The sequence below is a fragment of the Nitrobacter vulgaris genome (assembly GCF_031453995.1).
GTDB lineage: Bacteria > Pseudomonadota > Alphaproteobacteria > Rhizobiales > Xanthobacteraceae > Nitrobacter > Nitrobacter vulgaris.
In genome coordinates, this window is sequence record NZ_JAVDPZ010000013.1 from 1 (window position 1) to 23,190 (window position 23,190).

Annotated in this window: 21 protein-coding genes, 1 tRNA gene and 2 pseudogenes; 13 read left to right on the forward strand and 11 right to left on the reverse strand. The window is 58.9% G+C overall.

From position 1 onward, the window contains the following. Positions 1-364 (reverse strand): MotA/TolQ/ExbB proton channel family protein (locus GGQ85_RS09850; protein WP_510184773.1); only part of this gene is annotated, 364 nt, incomplete at its 3' end. A gap of 1,096 nt (positions 365-1,460) precedes the next feature. On the opposite strand from GGQ85_RS09850, the gene GGQ85_RS09855 reads away from it, so the two are divergent. The 5 genes from GGQ85_RS09855 to GGQ85_RS09875 all read left to right on the forward strand — a co-directional run bounded on the left by GGQ85_RS09855 (position 1,461) and on the right by GGQ85_RS09875 (position 7,620). Continuing rightward, positions 1,461-1,796, forward strand: coding sequence for a hypothetical protein (locus tag GGQ85_RS09855; protein ID WP_309774333.1), 336 nt, complete (start codon positions 1,461-1,463; stop codon positions 1,794-1,796). A gap of 49 nt (positions 1,797-1,845) precedes the next feature. Continuing rightward, on the forward strand, positions 1,846-4,026 hold the full coding sequence (locus GGQ85_RS09860) for a TonB-dependent receptor family protein (RefSeq protein ID WP_309774334.1): 2,181 nt from the start codon (positions 1,846-1,848) through the stop codon (positions 4,024-4,026). Positions 4,027-4,039: 13 nt separating this feature from the next. Next, the gene (locus tag GGQ85_RS09865) at positions 4,040-4,486 is read left to right on the forward strand and encodes a copper uptake system-associated protein (RefSeq protein WP_309774335.1); all 447 of its coding nucleotides are present in this window, start codon (positions 4,040-4,042) and stop codon (positions 4,484-4,486) included. A gap of 327 nt (positions 4,487-4,813) precedes the next feature. After that, complete coding sequence (locus GGQ85_RS09870) at positions 4,814-5,188, forward strand: DUF2946 domain-containing protein (RefSeq protein WP_309774336.1); 375 nt, start codon at positions 4,814-4,816, stop codon at positions 5,186-5,188. A gap of 95 nt (positions 5,189-5,283) precedes the next feature. Continuing rightward, complete coding sequence (locus GGQ85_RS09875; protein WP_309774337.1) at positions 5,284-7,620, forward strand: TonB-dependent receptor; 2,337 nt, start codon at positions 5,284-5,286, stop codon at positions 7,618-7,620. On the opposite strand, the gene GGQ85_RS09880 is transcribed toward GGQ85_RS09875, so the two are convergent. Next, a complete protein-coding gene (locus tag GGQ85_RS09880) occupies positions 7,602-7,724 on the reverse strand; it encodes a hypothetical protein (RefSeq protein WP_309774338.1) in 123 nt (40 codons plus the stop codon). The genes GGQ85_RS09875 and GGQ85_RS09880 overlap by 19 nt on opposite strands. 145 nt (positions 7,725-7,869) lie before the next feature. Beyond that, a complete protein-coding gene (locus GGQ85_RS09885) occupies positions 7,870-8,106 on the reverse strand; it encodes a hypothetical protein (protein WP_309774339.1) in 237 nt (78 codons plus the stop codon). 125 nt (positions 8,107-8,231) lie between these two features. On the opposite strand from GGQ85_RS09885, the gene GGQ85_RS09890 reads away from it, so the two are divergent. Then, positions 8,232-8,603, forward strand: a complete 372-nt coding sequence (locus tag GGQ85_RS09890; RefSeq protein WP_309774340.1) for a hypothetical protein — start codon at positions 8,232-8,234, stop codon at positions 8,601-8,603. 167 nt (positions 8,604-8,770) lie between these two features. Here the strand turns inward: GGQ85_RS09890 and GGQ85_RS09895 are convergent. Beyond that, positions 8,771-8,977: pseudogene (locus GGQ85_RS09895) on the reverse strand (transposase); the annotation flags it as partial. Positions 8,978-9,480: 503 nt separating this feature from the next. Here GGQ85_RS09895 and GGQ85_RS09900 point away from each other — a divergent pair. Beyond that, positions 9,481-9,978 carry a four-helix bundle copper-binding protein gene (locus GGQ85_RS09900; protein ID WP_309774342.1) on the forward strand — a complete coding sequence of 166 codons (498 nt, stop codon included), beginning with the start codon at positions 9,481-9,483 and terminating at the stop codon, positions 9,976-9,978. Between the two features lie 397 nt (positions 9,979-10,375). Here GGQ85_RS09900 and GGQ85_RS09905 read toward each other — a convergent pair. Further along, positions 10,376-12,057, reverse strand: a pseudogene (locus GGQ85_RS09905) (methyl-accepting chemotaxis protein). A gap of 80 nt (positions 12,058-12,137) precedes the next feature. On the opposite strand from GGQ85_RS09905, the gene GGQ85_RS09910 reads away from it, so the two are divergent. Further along, entirely contained in the window at positions 12,138-12,539 is a 402-nt protein-coding gene (locus tag GGQ85_RS09910; protein ID WP_309774344.1) for a hypothetical protein, read from the forward strand. A 405-nt stretch (positions 12,540-12,944) separates the two neighbouring features. Here the strand turns inward: GGQ85_RS09910 and nhaA are convergent, their stop codons facing one another. After that, entirely contained in the window at positions 12,945-14,159 is a 1,215-nt protein-coding gene (gene nhaA, locus GGQ85_RS09915) for a Na+/H+ antiporter NhaA (protein WP_309774346.1), read from the reverse strand. Continuing rightward, positions 14,083-14,496, reverse strand: a complete 414-nt coding sequence (locus tag GGQ85_RS09920; protein WP_309774432.1) for a DUF736 family protein — start codon at positions 14,494-14,496, stop codon at positions 14,083-14,085. The genes nhaA and GGQ85_RS09920 overlap by 77 nt, the downstream gene beginning before the upstream one ends. Before the next feature lie 108 nt (positions 14,497-14,604). On the opposite strand from GGQ85_RS09920, the gene GGQ85_RS09925 reads away from it, so the two are divergent. Next, positions 14,605-15,678 (forward strand): AAA family ATPase, encoded by a 1,074-nt coding sequence (locus GGQ85_RS09925; protein WP_309774347.1) that lies wholly within the window; start codon positions 14,605-14,607, stop codon positions 15,676-15,678. Positions 15,679-15,905: 227 nt separating this feature from the next. Then, the gene (locus GGQ85_RS09930; protein WP_309774348.1) at positions 15,906-16,451 is read left to right on the forward strand and encodes a recombinase family protein; all 546 of its coding nucleotides are present in this window, start codon (positions 15,906-15,908) and stop codon (positions 16,449-16,451) included. On the opposite strand, the gene GGQ85_RS09935 is transcribed toward GGQ85_RS09930, so the two are convergent. Then, a tRNA-Arg gene (locus GGQ85_RS09935) sits at positions 16,422-16,498 on the reverse strand. The genes GGQ85_RS09930 and GGQ85_RS09935 overlap by 30 nt on opposite strands. Before the next feature lie 138 nt (positions 16,499-16,636). Beyond that, entirely contained in the window at positions 16,637-17,728 is a 1,092-nt protein-coding gene (locus GGQ85_RS09940; RefSeq protein WP_079448219.1) for an HD domain-containing phosphohydrolase, read from the reverse strand. A gap of 219 nt (positions 17,729-17,947) precedes the next feature. Between GGQ85_RS09940 and GGQ85_RS09945 the strand changes: the two genes are divergently transcribed. Further along, positions 17,948-18,361 carry a hypothetical protein gene (locus GGQ85_RS09945; RefSeq protein ID WP_309774350.1) on the forward strand — a complete coding sequence of 138 codons (414 nt, stop codon included), beginning with the start codon at positions 17,948-17,950 and terminating at the stop codon, positions 18,359-18,361. Positions 18,362-18,493: 132 nt separating this feature from the next. Here GGQ85_RS09945 and GGQ85_RS09950 read toward each other — a convergent pair whose 3' ends face one another. Continuing rightward, a complete protein-coding gene (locus GGQ85_RS09950) occupies positions 18,494-19,216 on the reverse strand; it encodes a polysaccharide biosynthesis/export family protein (RefSeq protein WP_309774351.1) in 723 nt (240 codons plus the stop codon). A 102-nt stretch (positions 19,217-19,318) separates the two neighbouring features. After that, a complete protein-coding gene (locus GGQ85_RS09955; protein ID WP_079445286.1) occupies positions 19,319-19,633 on the reverse strand; it encodes a hypothetical protein in 315 nt (104 codons plus the stop codon). A gap of 352 nt (positions 19,634-19,985) precedes the next feature. Here GGQ85_RS09955 and rpsT point away from each other — a divergent pair, with 352 nt between their 5' ends. Further along, positions 19,986-20,252 (forward strand): 30S ribosomal protein S20, encoded by a 267-nt coding sequence (gene rpsT / locus GGQ85_RS09960; protein ID WP_079445307.1) that lies wholly within the window; start codon positions 19,986-19,988, stop codon positions 20,250-20,252. A 1,359-nt stretch (positions 20,253-21,611) separates the two neighbouring features. Then, entirely contained in the window at positions 21,612-23,039 is a 1,428-nt protein-coding gene (gene dnaA, locus GGQ85_RS09965) for a chromosomal replication initiator protein DnaA (protein WP_309774433.1), read from the forward strand. The last annotated feature ends 151 nt before the right edge of the window (positions 23,040-23,190 follow it).

Sequence of the window (23,190 nt, forward strand, 5' to 3'; positions counted from 1 at the left end):
ACAGCCGCGCCTCGTGCATCGCCGACGCCAGCAACGACGCCAGCACGCCATCCTTTGCGCCAAGCGCCATCTGCGCTTCCGCCAGCGAGCGTGACCCGCTGACCTCCGTCAGCGCCGCGCCCAGTTTGCGCCGCGCCAGCGACAGCTCCACCATTTTCGCGATGCAGATCGTCCACGTCACCAGCGAGGCAAACGCAAGACCGATCATCACCAGCTTGACCACAATATCGGCCGACATAAACATCGACCACGGAGACAGGTCGTGAGGTGACGCCTGCTCCAGCAGGTTGGCGCCGGCGTCACCGGCGGGGGACGGCGCGGCCTCGGTGGAAGACGGCCCCGATGCGCTGGAGGGCGACGGCAAAGACGCTTGAGGAGGCGATGCATGTGCCCCAGGCGAAAAATTGGGAGCAGTAACAACCGTCGGATCTTGCGGATGCCCTTGTGCGTACAGAGGGCCAGATGCACCGATCAGCAGAGCGATGCCGGCAATTGCAGCGTACGAGATTCGAGCATGGTGCCGTTTTGAAAGCGTTGCTCGCCGGACACCGGGATACAGCTTGTGCTGGACTGACGTTCTCCTGGTTTCGAACAACGAAACTACGAACAGTGCATAGATAGCGATCTGGACTGCTGCGAGTAGCAGATCAGCGGTTTGATCAAGAGTGGAAATAGACACAAGGTTCCTTTCATGCGGAACAAATAACTCGCCGCAAGTTCAAGCCTGTGAAGCCTGGGCACAGCCGCTCTGCGCGAGCAGATCGCCAGTTACGTTCAGTTGTAATGAATAATGAGCTGTTAGCAGCGACGCGTCAGGTCATGCGCGGAGGCGCGCGTGACAGGAAATTGTCAGAGGCCCGTACAACGGGTCGATATGCATAACCGGCTAGCGAAAAACGCCTCAGCAACACCAGTTGAGCAGAACCGACAACAGGCGATGCACCGACGACGCCAGGACCTGCAATAAGTGTGCAGGCATCACAGCAGGCTGGTTTTAGAACCGTAGGATCTTCGTCAGTGCTGCCGGAATCTCCGGATCACAGGACAGGAAAAGAACCGTCGGGAAGAGCATATTGGGCGAGTTCGGCAGAAGGCAGATGTTGGCTGGCAGGTGGGTGAGCCATGCCCAAAGTCATCATCGCTAGCGCATAAAGCGCTGCAATGGCGATCCTCGCGCATCCTCTCCTCAATGCCGCAAGCACAGGACTCACTCCAAACAGACTTTATAAGTCTATTAATCGTTAAATTCAGGCACGCTAGCCCTGCCTGGTCAAGTCCGATTAACGGTCTCACGCGCTCCAAAGCAGCTCAAGCCACCAGCTATCCGACACAGGCGTATCGGTGAGCGGATATTCCAAATTTATCTATACAGTGCGCTTCAACTCCCGTTAATATTTAAAGGTGGGGTCCGGAACGTGCTGGCATTTTCACGGTCGAGAAGCGGGGCATGGGTTGCCATAGTGGCAGCCGGCGTTTTCGTGCTGCAACTGCTGCTCACCGGAATGCTGGCGACGCAAATGGCGGTTGCCGCGCCGGTGGATTCGTTCGCGATCTGCCATGCCAATCCCGAAGGGACAGGCGATCTGCCGCAGCCGGGCGGCACCACGCATGCCGTCCATCACCCGTGCATTATCTGCTCGTTCGTATCGACCGGCGCCTTGCCGCCCCCGCTCGTCACAATTGCATTTGTCCGGGTCATCAGGACGGCCGTTATCTGGCAGGGGCCACGCGCGCCAATCTTCGTCAGCAAACAACGATCGCCTCAAGTCCCGCAGGGTCCGCCGCAGATCGCATAGTTCTGCCGCTCACCGATCCCTCCTTACGTAACCCTGTTGAGGATGTGCCATGTCACACCTGCCGCGCGCTCTGTGCGCCGCGAGTGCAATCGCGCTTTTTTTACCCGAACCGGTGTTCGCCCAAAACCAATCGCAAACCGACTTGCCTCCGATCGTCGTCGAGACCGCGCCCAAAACGGCAAGGCTCGCCCAACCGCGTATCACGACGCGGTCGTCGGCCGGACGGCAAACCGCCCGCCACGCGGCTTCGCCATCGGCCACTGCTCCGGTGCCTTCGGCCGGCTCCGGAGGAGGCAGCCTGACCGTGCCGACCACCGCCGAGGCGACCGCCGCCATCCAGCGCACGCCGGGCGCCGTCGCGGTGGTGCCCGACACCCAGTTCAAGGGCGGGCCTGCGAGTACGATCAGGGATGTGCTCGGCTGGGTGCCGGGCGTCATCACCCAACCGAAGTCGAACATCGACAACCGGGTGTCGATCCGCGGTTCGGGGCTCACGCGAAACTTCGGCAACCGAGGCATCAACGTCTATATGGACGGTATCCCGATCAACACTGCGGACGGCCTGTTCGACCTGTTCGAAATTGATCCCACCGCCTATCGCTATGTGGAGGTTTTCAAGGGCGCCAACGCGCTGCGGTTCGGGGCCAACTCGCTCGGCGGCGCGATCAACTTCGTCACACCGACCGGGCGGGACGCGAACACCCTTGACGCGCGGATCGACGCCGGCAGCTACGGCTATGTGAAATCGCAATTTAGCACCGGCGGCGCGCGGGGACCGTACGACTGGTTCTTCAACGGATCGGTGCAGCGTGAGGACGGGTTCCGTGACCACAGCAGCGGTCACCTCGAGCGCGGCAACGGCAATTTCGGCTACCGGTTCTCGCCGGATGCGGAAACGCGATTTTATGTGAACGCCAATACATGGCGCCAGCGCCTGCCGGGTGAATTGACGAAGACGATCGCGCTGAACACGCCACGGTCCGCCGACCCTGAATTCGTGCGGCAAGACCAGCAGCGCAATATCGACTCAATGCGTGTCGCCAACAAGACCACACTGCGCTTCGGCCCGACGACGGTGGACTTCGGCGTCTTCACGCACCAGCGCCACGTCGATCATCCGATCTATCGATATCTCGACTACTACGTCTCCGACTATGGCGGCTTCGCCCGGACCACTGACGATCGTATGATAGGAGGCTTTCGCAATCGGCTGATTGCCGGCGTCAATCTTCAGGCCGGTGTGATCGACTATAAGGAATACGATAACCCCGGCAACGCCGTGAAAGGCGAGTTGCTGACGTCTGCACTGCAAAAATCCCAGAACCATTCGGTATATGCGGAGAACAGCCTCTTTGTGCTCCCGAACCTTGCTTTGATCGCCGGTGGCCAGTTCCTGCATGCGGTCCGTAACCAGGAAGATCGCATCCTGTCGAATGGCGACCAGTCAGGCCGCCGCAGCTATGACATCTTCAACCCGAAAGTCGGCGCGCTCTGGGACGTCGACCCGGCATGGCAGGTGTTCGCCAATATCTCACGCAGTGCCGAGGCCCCAACCTTTGACGCCAATACATTCAATTCGCCTGTGAGTTCGAACGTCAACGCCCAGACCGCGACGACCTATGAGATCGGCACCCGCGGCCGGCGCCCTGACCTCACATGGGATCTCGCGCTTTACCGTGCCGAGCTTCGGAATGAGCTGCAGTGTCTGAGGTCGTCGCCGTTCAGTCTCTGCAGCGTGGTGAATGCGGACAGGACCGTGCACCAGGGCGTCGAAGCCGGGCTGGGCGTGGCGTTCATCAAGTCGGCCTTCGCGCCGGAGGACCGCTTCTGGTTCAATCTCGCCTACACCTACAACGACTTCTTCTTCAACGGCGACGCGCGCTGGGGCAACAATCGCCTGCCAAGCGTACCACCTCACACGATTCGCGCCGAATTGATCTACAAGCATCCGAACGGCTTTTACGCTGGTCCGAACGTGGAATGGATGCCGCAGGCGTTTTTCGCTGACAACGCCAACAGTCTGACCATCGACCCCTATGCGCTGCTGAACTTCAGGATCGGGCACGATGCGGGCGGCCCCGGCTGGTCCGGCTATCTCGAAGTGCGCAACCTGCTCGACACCCACTACATCTCGAGCACGATCACCGCCGATATCGCCACCCCGGCATCCGCCCTGTTCAACCCGGGCTACGGCCGAACCATCTACGGTGGCTTGCGCTACAGGATGTGAGGAGAAGTAGACTATGTTGCGGACATTGGTTGCCTTGATCGTTGCGCTTTTTGGCCTGACCGGAGCCGCAGGGGCGGGTGCGGATGAAGACGCGGTACGGCATCTTTTGCACACGGCCTTCGACAAACCGGAGCAAAAGCTTGTCATCGAGCCGTTGGTCGTCGGAGCGGGCTATGCGATCGCGGGCTGGACCCAAGGCGATATGGGAGGGCGGGCATTGCTTCAGAACAAGCATGGCCGCTGGACTTTGATTCTCTGCGCCGGTGATGGAATCAAGACCGCCGATGCCTTGCGACAGGCGGGCGTTGCTTCCGACGCCGCCGACGCGCTTGCGCAGGCCCTCACCAAGGCAGAGCAAAGCGTCGCGGCAGAGCGCCTCGCGATGTTTGCTCGTTTTGAGGGACTGCTGCGGATAGACGAAGCGGGCGATCACCCGCCAATCCCGCATCACAAACACTGAAGAAAGCGAGCCGCATGCCCTGGAGGTCGCCATCTCAACGAACCATCCATCTTGTCATCCCTATTTGGTTGTTTCCCTTCCGTCATCCGCGCACGCGCGCTTCACGCTTAAGCAACGGTATCAGTGGTCGGAAAATCTTCAATGACACTGTCTGAAGCGCTGCTCGGGATGCGTTGCGCAATCGGTGCGGCATGATACCACATCATCTTGAAAATGCGCCGCGCTATGAATGTGCGTTCGTGTCCAACGCACAATTGATGCGAGCCGGACGCGAATTCTGTCTCGATACTTGAATCCGTGACCTTCGTCGCGAAAGGCTGAGGGATCATGCGCCGGCGACTGGGAAGATTTCTTCCGATCGTCACGCTTGCGATGCTGGTGCAGATATTCGCACCCGTCGCTGCGTGCCTGGCGTTCAGCACGACCACGGCCGACCCACTGGCGGGTGCGATATGCTCGCACGCGCCCGACGCGAGTTCTCCGCAAGATCGAGAGACCGATCCGCAACAGACACACGGCGCCTGCTGCGCCTTGTGTTGCGTTATCCACCACGCTGCGGCACCGCCCCCCGACCCGCAAGCCTTCGCGATCAGGATCGAGCGTGACGCAACCCGCGTCGTCTGGCGCGACCTGATTTTTGACCTGCGGCCGCTCGCGGCCCGCTCCAACGCGCAGGCGCGCGCGCCTCCGTTCATTTCCTGATTCAACAAATCCGCACGACCGGCGCGACTTTTCGTGACGATCGAACCTGTTTGATTGAACGCCCAGGGCGATTGCCCGGCATCAGGATATGTATCATGTCGAACTACCGCGCTCTCGGCGGGGGCGGCGCGCTTTGCTGCGTGCTTGCAACTGTGACCGCGATTGAATCTCCTTCGACTGCTTTCGCGCAGAACTCCGACACCATGTTGCCGCCAGTGACGGTCACCGAGCCGGCCCGGCAGTCCCAACAATCCCAGCCAGACCGTGCGTCGCGCGCCTCCGCCGGACGACGCGCAACGCATCAAGCGGATTCCCGAACGTCCGCGACGCTTCCGTCAGCCACGCTTCCCGCCACCACGCTCGGCACGATTAATGTGGAAGGAGCGCCAGGCCCGCTGAACCTCGGTGTCCCGAATGCGGCCGGCAGCCTCGTCGGGCTGACGCCGCGTGAGACACCGGCGACCGTCAACATCGTCACACAGCGGGATATGCAGGAAAAGGGCCTCCGCACGATGGTTGAGACCTTCAATTCGGTTCCGGGCGTCATGTCGGGGAACCTTCCCGGCGAACCCGGCGTGATCTCCATGCGCGGGTTTTCCCGCGCGGCAACCGGATATGCGATCGACGGCGTTCGCGCGCCAGATCCTTTGATCGTCTCCCGGGATTTCGACACGTTCAATTTCGAACGTGTCGAGATTCTGAAAGGACCTGCTTCCGTCATTCAGGGTATCGGAGCGCTGGCCGGAGCCGTGAACCTTGTAACCAAGCAGCCCATGCTCGGCCAAGCAGGCGCCCAAGGCCTGTTGAGCTATGGCAGCTTCAACTCGCTGAGGACGGGTATCGACATCAATGCTCCGCTCTCAATAAACGCGGCCGTCCGCTCGACGCTGAGCTACGGACAATCCGACGGCTTTATCGACGATACCCGATCGCGCAAGGTGGGCGCCACGACCAGCGGAATGCTCGCACCAACCGACAGGCTCACCTTTACAGGTTCCGTCAGCTTCTTTCACGACGAGTTCCGGACACCCTATCAGGGCATCCCGCTGATCGCCCGCTCGGTGGCGCGCGATCCCACGAACCTCGTCTCGGCCCCCGGCGGGCTTGTGATCGACCGATCCATCCGCAACCAAAACTATAATGTCGAGAATGGGCTGATGACGTCAGACACTATGTGGCTGCGCGGCGGCACTGAGTACAAGCTGACCGACAACTGGACACTAAAGAACGACCTGAGCTTCTTCAAGGCCGACCGCTACTGGGCCAATTCCGAAGACTTCACGTTCAATGCCGTGACCGGATTGCTTGACCGTTCGACGACAAAAATTACGCACGCGCACCAATTCTGGTCGGAACGCGCGGTGGCGTCCTACGACGGCATCATCGGAGGATTCCGCAACCGTTTCGCGACCGGGCTTGAGTACGTCGATATCGATTTCGACTCGAACAGACGGTTCGGATCCACCACGCCGGTCGATCCGTTCAATCCGGTTCGTGGCTACTTCCCTGCCGATACGGCAGCGAACTTCCCGACACGACAAGACTTCACCAGTGGCCTTAAAACGTTTGCAGCCTTCGCGGAGAACGCCGTCAACCTGACGCCGGACTGGCTGATGCTCGCCAGCATCCGGCACGAGAGCATGAAGCTCGATCGTCGGATCGACGATCTGAACACGAGCGCGGTCACCCGCTTTGACAAGACCTTCGACAATCTCTCGTGGCGGGTCGGAACGGTTTACAACCTAACGCCCGGGACGGCGGTATTTGGCCAGTATAACCGGGCTGCCGTTCCGATCACGACGCTGTTGCTCAGCAACACCGCCAACGGGCGGTTCGATCTGTCCATGGGATATTCGATCGAGGGCGGAATCAAGTCGTTGCTCTGGAATGACCGCGTGGTGACAACCGCTTCGGTCTATCAGATCGAGCAGGACAATATCCTGACCCGTGATCCGACAACTCCGGCGTTGACAGTGCAGGGCGGCAGCCAGCGCTCTCGCGGCGTTGAACTGGACGTCGCAGTGGCGATGACGCCGCAGTGGAAAGTGAGCGCGAACGCCTCCTTCATCAAAGCGGAGTTCACTGAGCTGTACAGTGCCACCCGAGATCTGCGTGGAAACCGCCCGATCAATGTGCCGGCGCAGGCATTCATGGTCTCCACCAGCTATCGGTTCGATCCGGTGCCGCTGACAATCGGTGCATCGGCGCAGTACGTAGGCTCGTTCTACACCGACACCGCCAACACCATCGAGGTGAGAGAGCGAACCTTGCTTGACGCCTGGCTGGCCTACGATATCGGCAGTGGAACGTTGCGGCTGCGCGGCCGCAATCTCACCAACGCATTCTACGCAAACTGGTCCGGATACAGCCCGACCCAAGTGTATCTCGGCGCGCCGCGTAGCTTCGACCTCTCCTACACCATCAAGTTCTGATGCGCGAATCGCGGCGTCTCGTCGGCGCTCCGGCGAGCCGCCTCCTTCCGCTGCCATAACTCGTAGACGCGCCGCTCGATATGTTCTTGGGTCGGTTCGCTCATGCGGATACTCCCAATGGTGCAAGACCCCGTTGGGCGCTTTGAGGCAAAAGGTGCGGGGCCGTGCAAGACCGTGTACGACCACAACTCATGAGCATAGTCTGCGATGAAGCGCGCTAGTTCCGTTAATACGGCTGCTCTTAGAGACTTACCCATCGTCGCGCCTCTGAGCTGCGTCTTCTGCGAGCGCGTTCCAGTCGGCGGCGAGCTTCAGCCATGCTTCCTTGTCGAGCACATATCTAGCGTGCTCGGCGCGGGCATAGCACTCGTCCGCTATCGCGCGATAGCGTCCGATGTTCTGATTGGGCATCCATTTGGAACTGTCGGCGTCGCCCATCGGCTCACCGCACACTCTCGGAGCACTCGATGCTTCGGAGATGGGCATGCGCGTCCATCCGGTGAAGGTCTCGTAGCGCTCTCGCCAGCTGTCGAAGGTCGTTCCTCGCAGCGCCCACCGGGAGCTTGCGCGCACGCCGAAGCGCATCGGTCGCGTGCATTATGATCGGGGGCTTGGATGGGTCGGTCATTTTTGCGCCCGCGACGGACGCGTCTAATGCGCGATGCTTTCTCGGCCTGCTCGACCGGCTTCAAAAGAAGCTTGCGCTGTTTGCCGGACGGGAGGTCCACGGCCTCGTCCCCGAGATGCAGAGCCTCGTCGTTGAGCCGCTGTTGGAGGATCTTCTCATGCTTGACGCGGGTACGCTGAGTCATGACGCTGTTCCTTTCTGCGAGAGGAAGGCAGAGCGCAATTCAGTGCATTTCGTCATATACGAAAGGATAGTACAAGAGTATGCGACGAAAATTGACAAAGCGCGAATCTTTTTTCACGGCTCTCCGATTTTTTCGTATCGCGCGGTCGTGAAAATTAATTCCTCTTTGTAAACGCCTTGAAGGAGCCGAAGGAATCACCTCGCTTACCTGAGGAGTGAGACGCGGCTCGCACCTCATCGTCCACAGATATCCGCAGTGGTTGGATGACACGAACGCATGCGTTTTGTGCAGACGGTACGTTAGGTATCTGAACCCTTTAGACTGTAGAGACGATTTAATTATTTGATCCAGAGCATGATACTTGCGATTTTGACGAAGGCCATGAAGGTTTTTGCGAGCTTGTTGTAGCGAGTGGCGATGCGTCGCCATTGCTTGAGTTCTGCGAAGAAGCCTTCGATGCCCGAGCGTTGCCGGTAGGCGATACGATCGTAATGGTGCTGGTATCTTCGATGGCGGCGCGGCGGGATGACCGGTTTCCAAGGTTGAGCAGACACGGCCTGACCGGTTTGGAAAAGGCTGCGACCGATTGTGTTGAAAAACTCCAAAATCACAGGGCTCCAAATATTTCGCAAATGTCGCATGTTGGCGATTTCAGCTGCTGTGAGGCTCCATAGAGCAGATAGCACGCCAGCGGTGGCTTTTACGGTGAGTGATGTGGTCCCTCACATCGAAGCGAGTGAGACGCACGAGCGCCTCTGAGAATTTTCATGCATCAGCGAAAAGGACTTTTTCAACACAATCGATCCAAAGCGGACATTTGCCCTACCGGCCGTGATGCTTCGACGTTCGAGGCCGCGGTTTGAGCAGGTAGCTTCGGTTATTTGAACACGCAGACCAGTTCCGGCGGAGCTTATGGCCCAACCGACTATTTCATTACGGCCTCGGCCAGCGCGAGGACGGGTATCGTGAGCACAGCAGAACCGACACGGAACGTCTCAACGCGAATTTCGACTATCAGTTTTCGCCGGATGCAGAGACACGCTTCTACATGAACGCGGAAAGGTGGCGCGCGCAGATACCCGGAGAGGTGACGAAGACGACGGCGCCAACGATACCACAGGCCGCCAATCCCGATTTCGTATTGCAAAACCAACAACGCAATATCGACTCGGTTCGGCTCGCCAATAAGACGATCCTACGCTTCGACTCCACTACGGTTGCTTCGGCATCTTCGGCCTGGATCGCCATGTGGATAATCCGATTTTCCAGCACCTGCATGCGGCATTGTCTCGGCATGCTGAGCATGAAAGATACGAGCATGGCGGCCTGCACCAACTCCGCCTACCAATTGATCGCGGCTTGCGGCGCATTGCGGACGCTGGCAGCCGTCAACTCGCCCCACGTTCCTGCGTTCGCCAAGGTGGTCGGACAAATTTGTTCGGATTGCCAGAAAGAATGCGAGAAATTCCCGGATGCCGCGGAATGCAAGACATGTGGCGAGGATTGCAAGACTTGCGCGGAGGAATGCCGCAAAGTAGCAGCGTGACACTGCAGCTCAATCCATTGGAAACGTAATTGGCGGTCGCGCTTCGATGCAGCAGCGTTCATGGACGGTCACCAATCATTTTGAAGCTCGGCCGCTAAACTACAAAGGTTCGGCAGCACCTTGCTCGCGTAGCGGGACCAATCATGCAGCAAGCTTGGGGTCAGGTTCTTGTGAGGACAACGAGTGAGGTTGTGTGGATCGGGCGCATTTTCATGGCAGCGATCTGCCACAGCGCGCGCTGGTACGGCGCGAGCTCGGCGCGCAGGCCGGGCGCGTCCGCGATGTCGCTGGCGAGGCATTTCGGGCAGACGGTGATGGTTGCACGCTGCAGGCTGCTGCGGACAGGCGCACCTGGCCGCGGTATGATACGGAAAGACCCAATCCCGTCGGAGCAGACTTAGCCATGCGCAATCGCGGCCGCTTCTGCTGCTGCCCGCTGCATGCTGTTCGACATCTCGTTGGTCACTGTGCTCTGCTCTTCAACAGCGGTCGCTGTCGAAGTTACATATTCGCTGACCGCGGTGATGGCCTGCTTGATGGCGGTAAGCGCGTCCGCGACGTCCACTGAAATCGCGTTGAGACTGCCGATCTCGGCTCCAATCTTATCTGTCGCCGCTTTTGCCTGGTTGGCGAGGCTTTTGACCTCGGACGCCACCACCGCAAAGCCCCGGCCGGCTTCGCCTGCGCGTGCCGACTCGATCGTGGCGTTCAACGCCAGCAAGTTGATTTGGCCAGTAATATTATCGATCAACTCGACGATGCCGCTCATGGACTTGGCTGCATCGGTCAGGCGCAGAGACTGAGCGTCGGCCGTGGCAACCTGGTCCACCGCACCCATGGCGGTTTCTCTTGATTTGGTCATGGCCTCCGAGATCTCGCGCACCGAGGCGTTGAGCTCCTCGGCACCTGCCGCGACTGACTCCATCATGGCGCGTACCCGCTCGTTGCCGAGCCGCACCAATACCTGCTTCGTCACATCCGTCGCATACTTCACGACCTTAAATGGCTTACCATTGAGATCGAGAATGGGATTGTAGGACGCCTGGATGTAGACTTCCCGACCGCCTTTGCCGATTCGTTTATATTCGGCTGATTGGTATTGACCGCGATTGAGGCTAGCCCAGAACTCGCGATAATCGGCGCTGTCCCGCCCCGATGGCTCAACAAATATGCTGTGATGTTTGCCTTCGATCTCGCTCAGGGAATAGCCGAGGGCTCCGAGGAAATTATCGTTTGCGGTAATGATCGTGCCGTCCATGTTGAACTCAATCACGGCCTGCGACTTTCCGATGGCCGCTAGCTGCTCCGTGGAATCGGCGTTCCTGAGCTTTTGAACCGTCACATCAGTCGCGTACTTGACGACGCCGAACGGCCTACCGGCCTACCGGCCTCGTCGAGCAGGGGATTGTAGGTCGCAAGTATCCAGACCTCTTTGCCGCCCTTCCCGATCCGCTTGTACTCGGCCGTGCGATATTCACCACGATTTAGCGCGGCCCAGAACTCCCGATAGCCCGTGCTGTCACGTTCGGAAGGCTCGACGAACATGCTGTGATGCTTGCCTTGGATTTCGGCGAGCGAATAACCCATGGTGCTTAAAAAATTTTCGTTCGCGGTGACGATCGTGCCGTCGAGTTTGAACTCTATCATGGCTTGAGCGCGGTCGACGGCGGCGATCTTCGACGCATCGGCGAGGCTACGCAGCTTCTTCAGGGTGACGTCGGTTGCGAACTTGACGATGACGAGTGGCTTGCCGTTACCGTCGAGCACCGGATTGTAGGACGCCTCGATCCAGACTTCATGGCCATCCTTGGCGACCCGCTTGAACTCCGACATCTGGAATTCGCCGCGATTCAGCGCCGCCCAGAATTCGCGATACGCGGCCCCATTCTTCTGCTCGGCCGGCACGAACATGGAGTGATGCTTGCCCTTGATCTCGTCCAGCCTGTAGCCGAAAACATCAAGGAAATTCTGGTTGGCTGATAACACGGTGCCCTCCAGCGTGAACTCGATCATAGCCTGCGACCTGCTGATCGCATCCAAACGAGCCTGGGCATTGTCGTGGTTTTTGCGGCTAAACATTCTTGGCTCCTCGATCAGGATAAAATTGTTATTTGAATTTAAAAGTTTCTGGGGCGAAGCTCAGAGTGGACTGTCCTGGGATGCTGGGAACGCAGCGTCCGACTTCCAGGAACGTCTTCGCAGAAGCCAGCGAGACGGCGAGTTACTCCAAAAGGATCATCGCGCCCGAGACGAGGGCTAGAAATCCCGGCACGCCGGCGACGTCTGCTCGTTGCTTCGAACAGGCGATGCTGCCTCGTCACATCGCTGAGGGAATAGCCCATCAACTCAAGGAATTTCGAATCGGTGCTGACGATTGGGCCGCTCAGATCGATTTTGAGGATGGCCAGATGGTCAATGAGGACTGCAAACTGAGCCTCGAAAAAGAGAAGATCGGACCGCTGTTGCAAAAACATGATCTAATGGATCCAGCGTCACAAAGCCGTTCTGCAATGCACTGTCGAAGAGCGAAATCGACGACGTTCGGAAAATTATACCGATAAGAAAGTAAATTTTTTTTACATAAACTGCGACTACTAAAGTATCGCACCGTGCAACTAAGGCGTGCAACTAAGGTATGGCGCCGAGCTTGGCCTCCGGCTGCTAACGCACTGCTGGCGGCTGCTGCTTAAAACGTAAACAGTTGAGATAGCGGCCCGCAACTTGGTCAGTGATAACCCTTGCAGGCTTTCCGGCTGTAGTGGCCGACAATGGAGATACTCGCGGTCGTTCTGCGCGACCTTCTTCCAGGCAGCCCAGAACTCAACGTTATGCGGTGCACCGCATAACACCGATTATGCGTAGCGCGGGATTATGCGGAGTCATGAGCTGAGGGCTCCGGTTTTTCGGAGCTTTTGTCGTTGTGTCGCTCCGCATAATAACGGGCCGCTGTCTGCGGCGCGAAGCTCTCAAGCATGTGCGGGAGACGGCTTCCTTCGGTGGGAGATCCGCAACACGATGTAACCGGCGATACCGGCTACAAGCGAGCCGGCGAGGATTCCGAACTTCACCCGATCCTGAAGCGCAGGATCATCAAAGGCGAGCAATCCGATAAACAGGCTCATCGTAAAACCGATACCGCACAGCAGAGCGACACCGCATACCTGGCTCCAGCTTGCCATCGCCGGGAGGTCAGCCAGCCCGCTGCGAACCATTAGGAAAACAGCGCCGAACACGCCGATCAGTTTTCCCAACAACAGCCCTCCAGCTACACCCAAGGAGAGGGGTTCGATGAGAACTGCGGGTGTGACTCCGGCAAACGAAACGCCAGCATTGGCAAAGCCGAAGCTGGGCACGATCAGGAAGGCGACCGGAACGTGAAGTGCTCCCTCCAACCTGTGAAGCGGCGAGATGTCTGGCGACGCTTCAGGTGTGCCGGGTGTCAGTTTAATCGGGATCGTCAGCGCTAATAGGACGCCGGCGATTGTCGCATGGATGCCTGAGCGAAGCACCAGCAGCCAGAGCACGACCCCAAGGAGCAAGTAGGGAATGAGGGAGTTCACGCTCCACTTGTTGAGCGCAAACAATACCGCCACAACGATCGCTGCGCCGGCAAGATCCGGCAGCGAAAGTCCGCTGGTGTAGAACAGCGCGATGATGATGATGGCGCCAAGGTCATCCATGATCGCAAGCGCGGCTAGAAATACCTTAAGCGAGGCCGGAACACGCGACCCGAGCAGCGATAGCACTCCCAGTGCGAAGGCGATATCGGTGGCAGATGGAATAGCCCACCCGTGAATGGCCTTCGCGTCAGCACGGTTGAAAACGATATAGATGACGGCTGGAACAAGCATTCCGCCCACAGCTGCCACGCCAGGCAACAGCCGCCGATTCCAGCTCGACAACTGCCCATCCATCATCTCGCGCTTGATCTCCAGCCCTACAAGCAGGAAGAACACCGCCATCAACGCATCATTGATCCAGTGCTGTAGGCTTAATGGGCCTAGATAAGCGTGAAGGCTGGAAAAATAGACCTCGGCGAGCTGAGAATTGGCGGTAATGATCGCGAAGAACGCAACGGCCATCAGAAGAATCCCGCCGGAAGCTTCATTGTCGAGAAAGCGGCGAAGCGTAGAATTGATGCGCCCCTTGGACGGCGGCGGCGTGGAATGATTTGAAGGCATATGTCTGCGTACCTCGAAAACAGGTTTGGTTCGGTCTCCGTTGTGGGGTGAAAACCAAGGCGCACGCAGCACACGCCAAGGCCTGCACGACTATATCTCCTGATGTTGCGGTTGTCAGCGAAACCGGCCGCTGTTTGAAGAAAGTCGATGCAACGCCATCGATGTGTACGCTGCAGGCCGCTGTCCGCGGCGCGCCGCCGTATTGCGGGACGCCGCGATGGTCGATCAGCGCGAACTCGTCATCGTCGCCTTCGTTGGCGTAGATGGGTGCGGTGAAGGACGGATCGTCGAGCTTGACCGAGTGGTATGAGCGGTTGTCCTTCGAGATCGGCGCCAGGCGGTGCCGATCTCGAAGCCTGAGACGATCACGCGCAGGTCTGGCGACTTATCTCGACTTTATTGAAGCGCGGAGCGGTACTGGAAAAACTTTTACATTGGTTCCGGTATGCCGTTCCCTGGAGGGCGAATACCGCATCATCGCGACTGGCGTCAGTTGGCGGACAGCGCGGATGCTCGAAGACGAGTTGTCCGGACCCAACAGAAGTTCACGGATCGAAGCCGCGTCCTTGATTCCTGGCTTGCGGTCAGCGCAGCCGGCGGCCGCTTCTGCGATACCCGCACTCTTTTATTGGTTGACGAAAGTTCCCAAATTAGCGTTCGCGCCATGCATGCGCTGCTCACCGAAGTGGAACGCACCAATGCCCCCGTTCTCTATCTGGGGGATCGCGTTCAGACGCTCGCGGTCCCTGCGGGCTTGGGAATCGATTTGATTGCCCGCACCATCGAGGTAGCCGAGATATCGAAGATTGTTCGACAAAGCGATCCCGAGCTGCGCGTCATGGTCGAGCAATTGGCCAAAGGCGACGTGGCGAGCGCTATCGAAACCATGGCGAGCCGCGGCCAGATCTTCGAGTCGGATGGACAAGCCGCAACCATCAAGGCCGCGGTTGACAACCTGTTCGTCGAGCGCGCTGCCGCACCGGACAAATCTCACCTCCTCATCTGCAAGTCTAACGCCACACGGTTGGCCCTGGACGCTGAAGTCCGCCGGCGACTGCGGGTCGAGGGCGTCCTATCCGGCGACGATGTCACGCTCAATGCCGTCACGCCCTCTGGTCGCCCCTATCGCTTGTCCCTCGCCACGGCGACCGCATCCGCTTCGGCATCCGTTGCCAAATCGACGATGTGGCCGTCATCGATGGCACGACCGGTATCGTCAAAGACATCATCGCTGAGATTGACCGGGAGCGGCGCGCTTCTGTCGAACGGTCGCTGTGAAGGCAACTCGCCGTCTCGCTGTCCGATCGGAAGGCGACGATCAGCCGATCCGATCGATCGGCCGGAGCCAAGGAACCTGGCAACCGCATCTCCTAACTTTCAGGTAACGGTCGATTGGCCCGCCGAGATTCCAATCCTGGAGCGAGAGCTGCGCGCCATCGAAATACTGCTCGGAAACGAATTATCTGACCTCTTGGCAGACCGAAAGGTAGGCACGCGCTCACCCGCAGATAATCGTTGACACCGCAGCACATCAGCTGCGCCAATCTGGGCGGACGGATTGTTATCCGATAGACCGGACGCTTCAATGAACAAGCATGCATTTCATAATTAAATTCAAAATCAACACGACACTCCGCGACGCGTCGCCACGTATTATCGCGTCAGCATGGACGGCAGTTTGCCAACGAAGCCTCCATCCCGAGCCAACGGAAGATCACGTCGAACTTCTGCGAGCAGAACAATTTTTTGATTGCAGAGGAATACGTCGAGGCAAAAACGGCCACCGACGATCGCAGGCCCATACTGCAGAATATGATCGATCGTGCTTGCGCGCCGGATCATCCCTACGACGCGATTGTGTTCTATGCCTTCAACCGTTTCTTTCGCAACGTTGCCGAGATGGAGCTGACGATCCGCAAGTTGCGCAAGCACGGTGTGGAAGTGGTGTCGGTAACGCAGCCGACCGGTGATGACCCCAGTCAGATCTTGGTCCGTCAAATCATCGGGGCGTTCGACGAACACACATCCAGAGAGATAGCCGCTGCCGTCAATGCGGAGAAAATCGATGCCTTCGCGCGATTGATGAAGTCGAAGCTGGATGCTGGCGACACCAACACCCGCAAAGGCTATATCCGCTCGATCATCGACGCGGTCGAGGTCGACGACCGCGTCATCCGGATCATCGGCGGCAAGGATATCCTGCAGGCAGCCATCGCCGGCAAACAGACCGAGAACGGAAGTGTTCGTGGTTTTGTACGCAAATGGCGCACCCGACACGATTCGAACGTGTGACCTTTGCCTTCGGAGGGCAACGCTCTATCCAGCTGAGCTACGGGTGCGAGGCATTCCATTTAGCCGATTGACGCGAGGCAGGCAACGCCCAGACGCGCCGTCCTTCGAAAATCACCGTGGCTGCTCGGAGACTGCCCGGATATGGAGACTGTCCGGATGATGGGCACGCGCCCCGGCGCGACAGGTCAACAACCCAGCGCCACCGGACGAAACGCCTGCAGCAAATGCTGATCGATCTTGCCGCCCATTTCTTCCATGGTCGCAAAGGATTTGGCGTGCGTGAAAGGAAGGCGATAGGCCCGCTTCTCGACCAGCGCGGCATGAATGTCCACGATCGTGGTGAGGCGCACGATGTCGCTAATCTGATCGCCACGCAGGCCATCCGGATAGCCCGAGCCATCAAGCATCTCATGATGGTGCAGAACAACGTCGAGCATCTCGGACGGAAAGCCGCCCTGCCTCAGCAAGGCTTCGTAGCCAAGGCGCGCATGCCGACGAATTTCATTCTTCTCCTCGTTGTCGAGCTTGCCTGGCTTGTCGAGAATCGCGACGGGAATGAAGGCCTTGCCCACATCATGGAGCAAGGCGGCGCGAGCAAGCCGGCGCTGATCTTCCTCGCGCATTCCGAGTTGCTGCGCGAAAGCGGCGGCGAAGCCTGTGACAAACAGACAGTGACGGTAGGTATGAGTATGGTGGCGGCCAACGGTGGCCAACCAGTCACGCAACGAGGAGAGCTTGATCGCCATCAAAATCTCTTGCTCCGCCTCCATGACATCGCTGAATGAGAGCGGAACGCCGGCTGGAAGATTCTCGAAGATCTTCACCAGCACGGCATGAGCTGCGGCAATACCGCGATTCAGAACGTTGGCGTTCGCCGCCGCGCCACTATCGTTGTCGTCCGGAAATGCGGCACGGACACGCTGTAGAACGACTTGCGCATCCAACGGGCGCGAGATGGTATCGGTGGCGCCGAGCGCCCACGCCTGCATCGATTCGTGATGAAGGGCATCTGCAAGAACGAACAGCCGCGGCATCGATCGATAGACCTCGGCGCACAGCTTGCTGCGTACCTGCAGCACGCTTTCGGGGGAACGCAGATTGATATCGACGACGATGCCCGAAAATCGACCGTCCGGCCTGTCCGGAATCCCGGAAGTCAGTGTGGTATCAACGTCGGCTGCGCATTGCAGAATGGCCCACAGATCGCTGCTGCGGTCGGTCCGGTCGGACGCCAGAAGCAGGCGGCGCCTTGTGCGCGATCCGGTTGTGAGCGTCATCGGTCCTCATTGGTGCCAGCCCAACGCTGCGTCACTTTAGCTGATAAGTAGATTCGCGAAGATTAAAGGGCAGTGTTAACGCTGCGTAAGTTGCTCGCCGGAAATTCAACGGACCGGTGAGAATGATCACTGATCCTGCCAACACACGTGGAGACAAAGCGCGAATGTGTTAGAATCCAGCATCAAAGCTTTTTGCGAGTTGCGAGTCGCGAATTTCTGATGATTTCCATTCTTTTGTGCCAGCTAGGCGGCATCATGAAACAGCGGACATTGGTCTTTGGGTCGAGATGGGTCTTCGGGTCGACATGCCTTGTTGCATTTTTAACCGCCTGGACCGCTCCGGCACACGCGCAGCCGACGGTCGTGGGGCCGACATCTTCCCCGCCATTCACGGCAACGCTTTCAAACAACATCCCGTTGGCTATCGGTATGGATGAAATAACTGCCGCATATGCACTCGGCGGGTCACTGAACTACATTGAAGGCCCTCCCGGCGACGAAGTATTTCTAGCGCTCCGAAACTTCAGCGCCAGCGGCTTCTTCAACCAAAAGCATAGACTCTATTTGCAGTTCCGCAGAGGACGTCTCGTGGGCTGGAAGGGCGATTGGGGCCATAACTGGATGTGGCGATAACTGCGGCTATCGTCGAGAGGAATAGCAATTGGCTTGCATGCCGCCGTAAGGTCAGATGTCGCGGCCCATCGATCTGGTCGGCGTGCGCGCCTCGCCTTCTTCGCCGGACATCTCAGGAGTAAGAACGGCGCCTCAGAACCAGCGTTCGTCGACGAGGACGGTGTCGCCGGGGCTGAGCGGCGTAGCGGGGGGGACGCTGATGCGGACGACGCCGCGGGCATCGGTGTGGGTGACGATGACGAGGTCGCGTCTGGCGCGGGGGGAAAAGCCGCCGGCGATGGCGACGGCGCTTTCGACCGTCATATTCGGCACGAACGGATATTGGCCGGGAGCCGCCACCTCGCCAAGAATGAAGAACGGCCGGTAGGCCTCGACCTCGGCGGCGACATAAGGCTGGCGGATGTAGCCGTTGCGCAGCCGCGCGGCGATGGCGGCGGACAGTTCAGCCGGCGTGCGGCCGCGCGCGGTGACGGCGCCGATCAGCGGCATGGTGATGCTGCCGCCGGCACCGACCAGATAGGTGTTGGTGAGACCCTCCTGGCCGTAGACCACGATGCGCAGCCGGTCGCCGGCATCGAGCCGGTAGGCGGGATCGTGCACAACCGGCGGCGGCGCGGCAGCGTAGACAACGGGCGTAGCGGCGATAGCTGGCGTTTCCCACAGACCCGGCGTGTTCCATAGGCCACGGCGAGGGGCGGCCGGCGGCGGCGCAAACGCCATCCGTCCTCCATAGGCCAGCGCATCGAGAGAGTTATGCGGACGGACCATTGCCGTCGGCTGCCGCATGCATCCCGACAACGCCAGCGCGGTTAGCGCAGCAACCAAAGATATTGGAAACGCGCGCGAGAGCTGCACCGGGGCCTGTCCCTTGTCACGAGATCACCCGGTTCTGCACCCGCTATGGTTAACAGAAGGTAACCTCTTCTTTGTGGCGAGATTGGCACCGATGTCCGGCGATTATTCCCGTGAGTAGCCGATCAAGGGCGGTCGTGGCCGGAACAGCAGCATCAGAAGAATGCCCACACCCCCGAGCACTGCGAAAGCGGGCTGATTCAAAACCAGCTTGACGAGATCCCACATCCAGGGTGCCGAGGCTTCGATCTGAGTACGAACCGCTTGCTGGCTGGCTTGATGAATATCGTTCCAGAATTCGCCGAGTTTGGTCAACCGCAGGGTCTGGTCGGCGATTGACCGAGCGCCATCATAAACCAGAAAAATGAAGCCGCCGGCCAGCAGCAGCAACCCGATGAAACGAAAAATCGCCCGGATCATGCCCGTACCAGCTCCTTGTCCGCAGTTGCAGCTCGCCCCTTAGTCCTCAAAGGCACGAAATTCAACCTCGCCAGCGTCTCTTTCGAGTCCTTGCGAAGACCCTTCTTTGCCCACCCACCCGGACGCCGGACCTGCCGGGAGGCGTTGACGCTCGAAAACAGGGGCTCTATAAGACCGCTGATGGCGGTGGGGTGATCCTGCCGCCGCTGTTCTTTGAAAAAGGCCCCTCGCAAGTTTTGAGGACGGCATTTTCGAGAACACCGGAAAACACATTCAGGCTCATCCGCGCAATCGAATGACCGGCCACTGGCTGGCCTCTCGCGAGAGCACTGCCGAAGGATACTTCGAGACCATGGCCAATACGACATCCGCCAAGAAAGCGACACGCAAGATTGCCCGCCGGACCGCCATCAACAGGTCGCGGCGCACCCTGATGCGCGGCTCGGTCCGGATCGTCGAGGAAGCAATCGCGAAGGGCGATCGCGACGCCGCGGTCCAGGCGATGAAGCGCGCAGAGCCGGAATTGATGCGGGCTGGCCAGCAAAACATCATTCATAAGAACAATGCGAGCCGCAAGGTTTCCCGGCTGACGCATCGAATCGCCAAGCTTGCAAAATGAACTGATCGAAGACGTTATTCGTCAGAATATCTCAAAGGGCCTGGCCAATCGCCAGGCCCTTTTTTTGCGCGGACGTGCCAGAATCTTTTATTCACCAGATCAAGTGGAGAAAGAACACTTCAACACGTTACGCCGCATCGCCTTGCGACGACATCAGGCATCCATTGCCACGGCCATTCGATTCGCTCACCTTCCACGATGCGAATACGAGGTACGACGACAAACACCACGATCTGGTCGATTGGACCCATCACAATAGCCATCCGGTTGAGTTCGGCGGCCTACTCTCATTCAGAGTCGACGCTTTCGCACGACTCCCATTTCGATATTTCCATCCTGATATAACCGGAAACTTCGCAAGGGTTCAAAAGACAGCCAAATGAGCGCACGGCTGACGCGGGTTACCCGCAAAAACAGCCAGAAAAAAATGCGCCGAGCTAATCACTTATCTCCATAGTGTGACAGAACACTTCCAAAACGACCTCGCGCTTCGCTCCGCTTCATCCTTTCTTAAAATATTTTAGACAACGCGGCGGATTTGTAACACCTCACGAAGGAGATCGAATCCGCGCGCAGATTCAAACCGTTGCTGATTGGACGCGCTGGAGGTGGAGCAGGTCCTGTGTCCTCATTCGATTTGCGCGACGCAGCCGCGACGCGAAAGACGTTGCGAGAATTGAGGCGTGGTGTATTTCTCTGAGCGTTCGCGACACTCGCGGCTCTTCAGATAGTGCTGTTTAAGAGAGCCTTGGGTGGACGTGCATATCGGCGGCGGTATTCACGTTAGTGACGCTTTCCATGTGATAGCGAATGGCAACTCATAGCAACATGAGAACGGATGTTCTGTGCCGAAATTTCTCGACTGAGACGTTTACGTCAAGCGTTTGCCAGCGAGGGAATACGCTTAGGCCATGCCGCATCTCCGCCACGGGGAGCGGGCGAGTTGACTTAGTGAGTTAGAGTGCGCGCGTAGCGATCCGACAATATGGCGTCGGGTTTCGCAGATTGAATTTGAAATTGATGTGAGAAAATGTCTCGGCTCGGTCCGTCGCAGCGAGGAGGGGGTTTATGTCAAACAAAAACAACACCACCAGATTTCATTCATGGGATTATCTTACGGACGTTTTCACGAACACGACGACATTTTTGCGCGCGCTCAGTCAATCTTCGGGCGGACCCTCTAGCCGCTACTGACATCGCTTTCGTTCCGTTTTCAGCCATCTAAATCGCTCGCGGTGCTTTGCCGAACGATTGTTCATGGCCGAAACGAAGCGCTCCGAAGGATCACAGCGAATGCGTGGCCTTCCGGAGAAGCAGCCGCATCCGAACATCATCAAACCAGAAAAGTCGTCACGAGAAATGTCAGACACAGAACAGGAGCGCTGGTCGCGTGTGAAGGGTCGATTGCGCTCGACCGTTGGAGAGGACATCTATTCGAGCTGGTTCGCGAGAATGGATCTGGAGAGCGTCCATGCCGAGAGCGTCCGTCTGTCGGTGCCGACGCGGTTCCTGAAAAGCTGGATCCAGGCGCATTACGCCGAGCGTGTGCTGGCCTGCTGGCAGGCCGAACTGCCGGACGTTCACCGGATCGATCTTACCGTGCGCTCGGCCATGCGCTGCGCCGCGCCGGTCAGGGAAGCGCCCGCAACCGATGTGCACCGTCTCGAACGCAGTGAGGGCCGGAACGGCAATGAGCTGAAAACGGTTGCGACCGCGCCGGCGTCCGCCAACCACGACGCCCTCGGCGGTTCGCCCCTCGACCCGAGGCTGACGTTTCAAAGTTTCGTCACCGGACGCTCCAATACGCTGGCCCATGCGGCGGCGCGTCAGGTGGCGGAAGGCCGGCGCGGCGACAGCGTGATGTTCAATCCGCTTTACATCCACGCTGGCGTCGGTCTCGGCAAAACCCATCTGCTGCAAGCCGTCACGTGGGCGGGCAATGCGGGCACCGAGCGCAGAGTGCTCTACCTGACGGCGGAGAAGTTCATGTATGGCTTCGTCGCCGCTCTCAAAACGCAGACTGCGCTTGCTTTCAAGGAAGCACTCCGCGGCATCGACGTTCTCGTCATCGACGACTTGCAGTTCCTGCAAGGCAAATCGACACAGGCCGAATTCTGCCACACGTTGAATGCGCTCATTGATGCGGGCCGCCAGGTCGTCATTGCAGCCGACCGGCCGCCGTCCGACCTGGAAAGCCTCGACGATCGCGTACGATCCCGGCTAGCCGGCGGGCTCGTGGTCGAAATGGGTTCGCTCGGCGAGGAGCTTCGGCTTGGCATTTTGAGATCGCGCGTTGAAGCTGCGCGCACGCATCACGCCAGTTTCGACGTGCCTGAGCAGGTTTTGGATTATCTGGCGAAAACGATCACGCACAACGGGCGCGACCTCGAGGGGGCGATCAACCGGCTTCTGGCGCACAGTAAGCTCAACGCCCAGCCGGTCACTCTCGAAATGGCCGAGCGCGAGGTCCGTGACCTGGTCCGTCCCCAAGAACCGAGGCGCATCAAGATCGAGGACATCCAGCGGGTCGTCGCGCGGCAGTACAATGTCAGCCGCTCGGACCTTCTGTCTTCGCGCCGCACCGCCAATGTGGTACGGCCGCGGCAGGTCGCAATGTATCTCGCCAAAACGCTGACGCTGCGTTCCCTGCCCGAGATCGGCCGCCGGTTCGGGGGGCGAGATCATACCACCGTGCTGCACGCCGTCCGCAAGATCGAGGCGCTGGTGTCGAAAGACGTGACGCTCTCCGACGAAGTCGAATTGCTGAAACGCCAGCTTCAGGAATAGGCGCGGCGCGAACTTTCTGCCAAAATATCGGGAAAAGGCCAGACCGGAGCGAGCCGCAGGCTTGCGCCGGACGGGCTTCCGCGCCACCTTGCGGTCCCGCCGAATTTAAGCAAAATCGGCGTTGAACTCGGGGTTTACGTGCCGCGGTCCC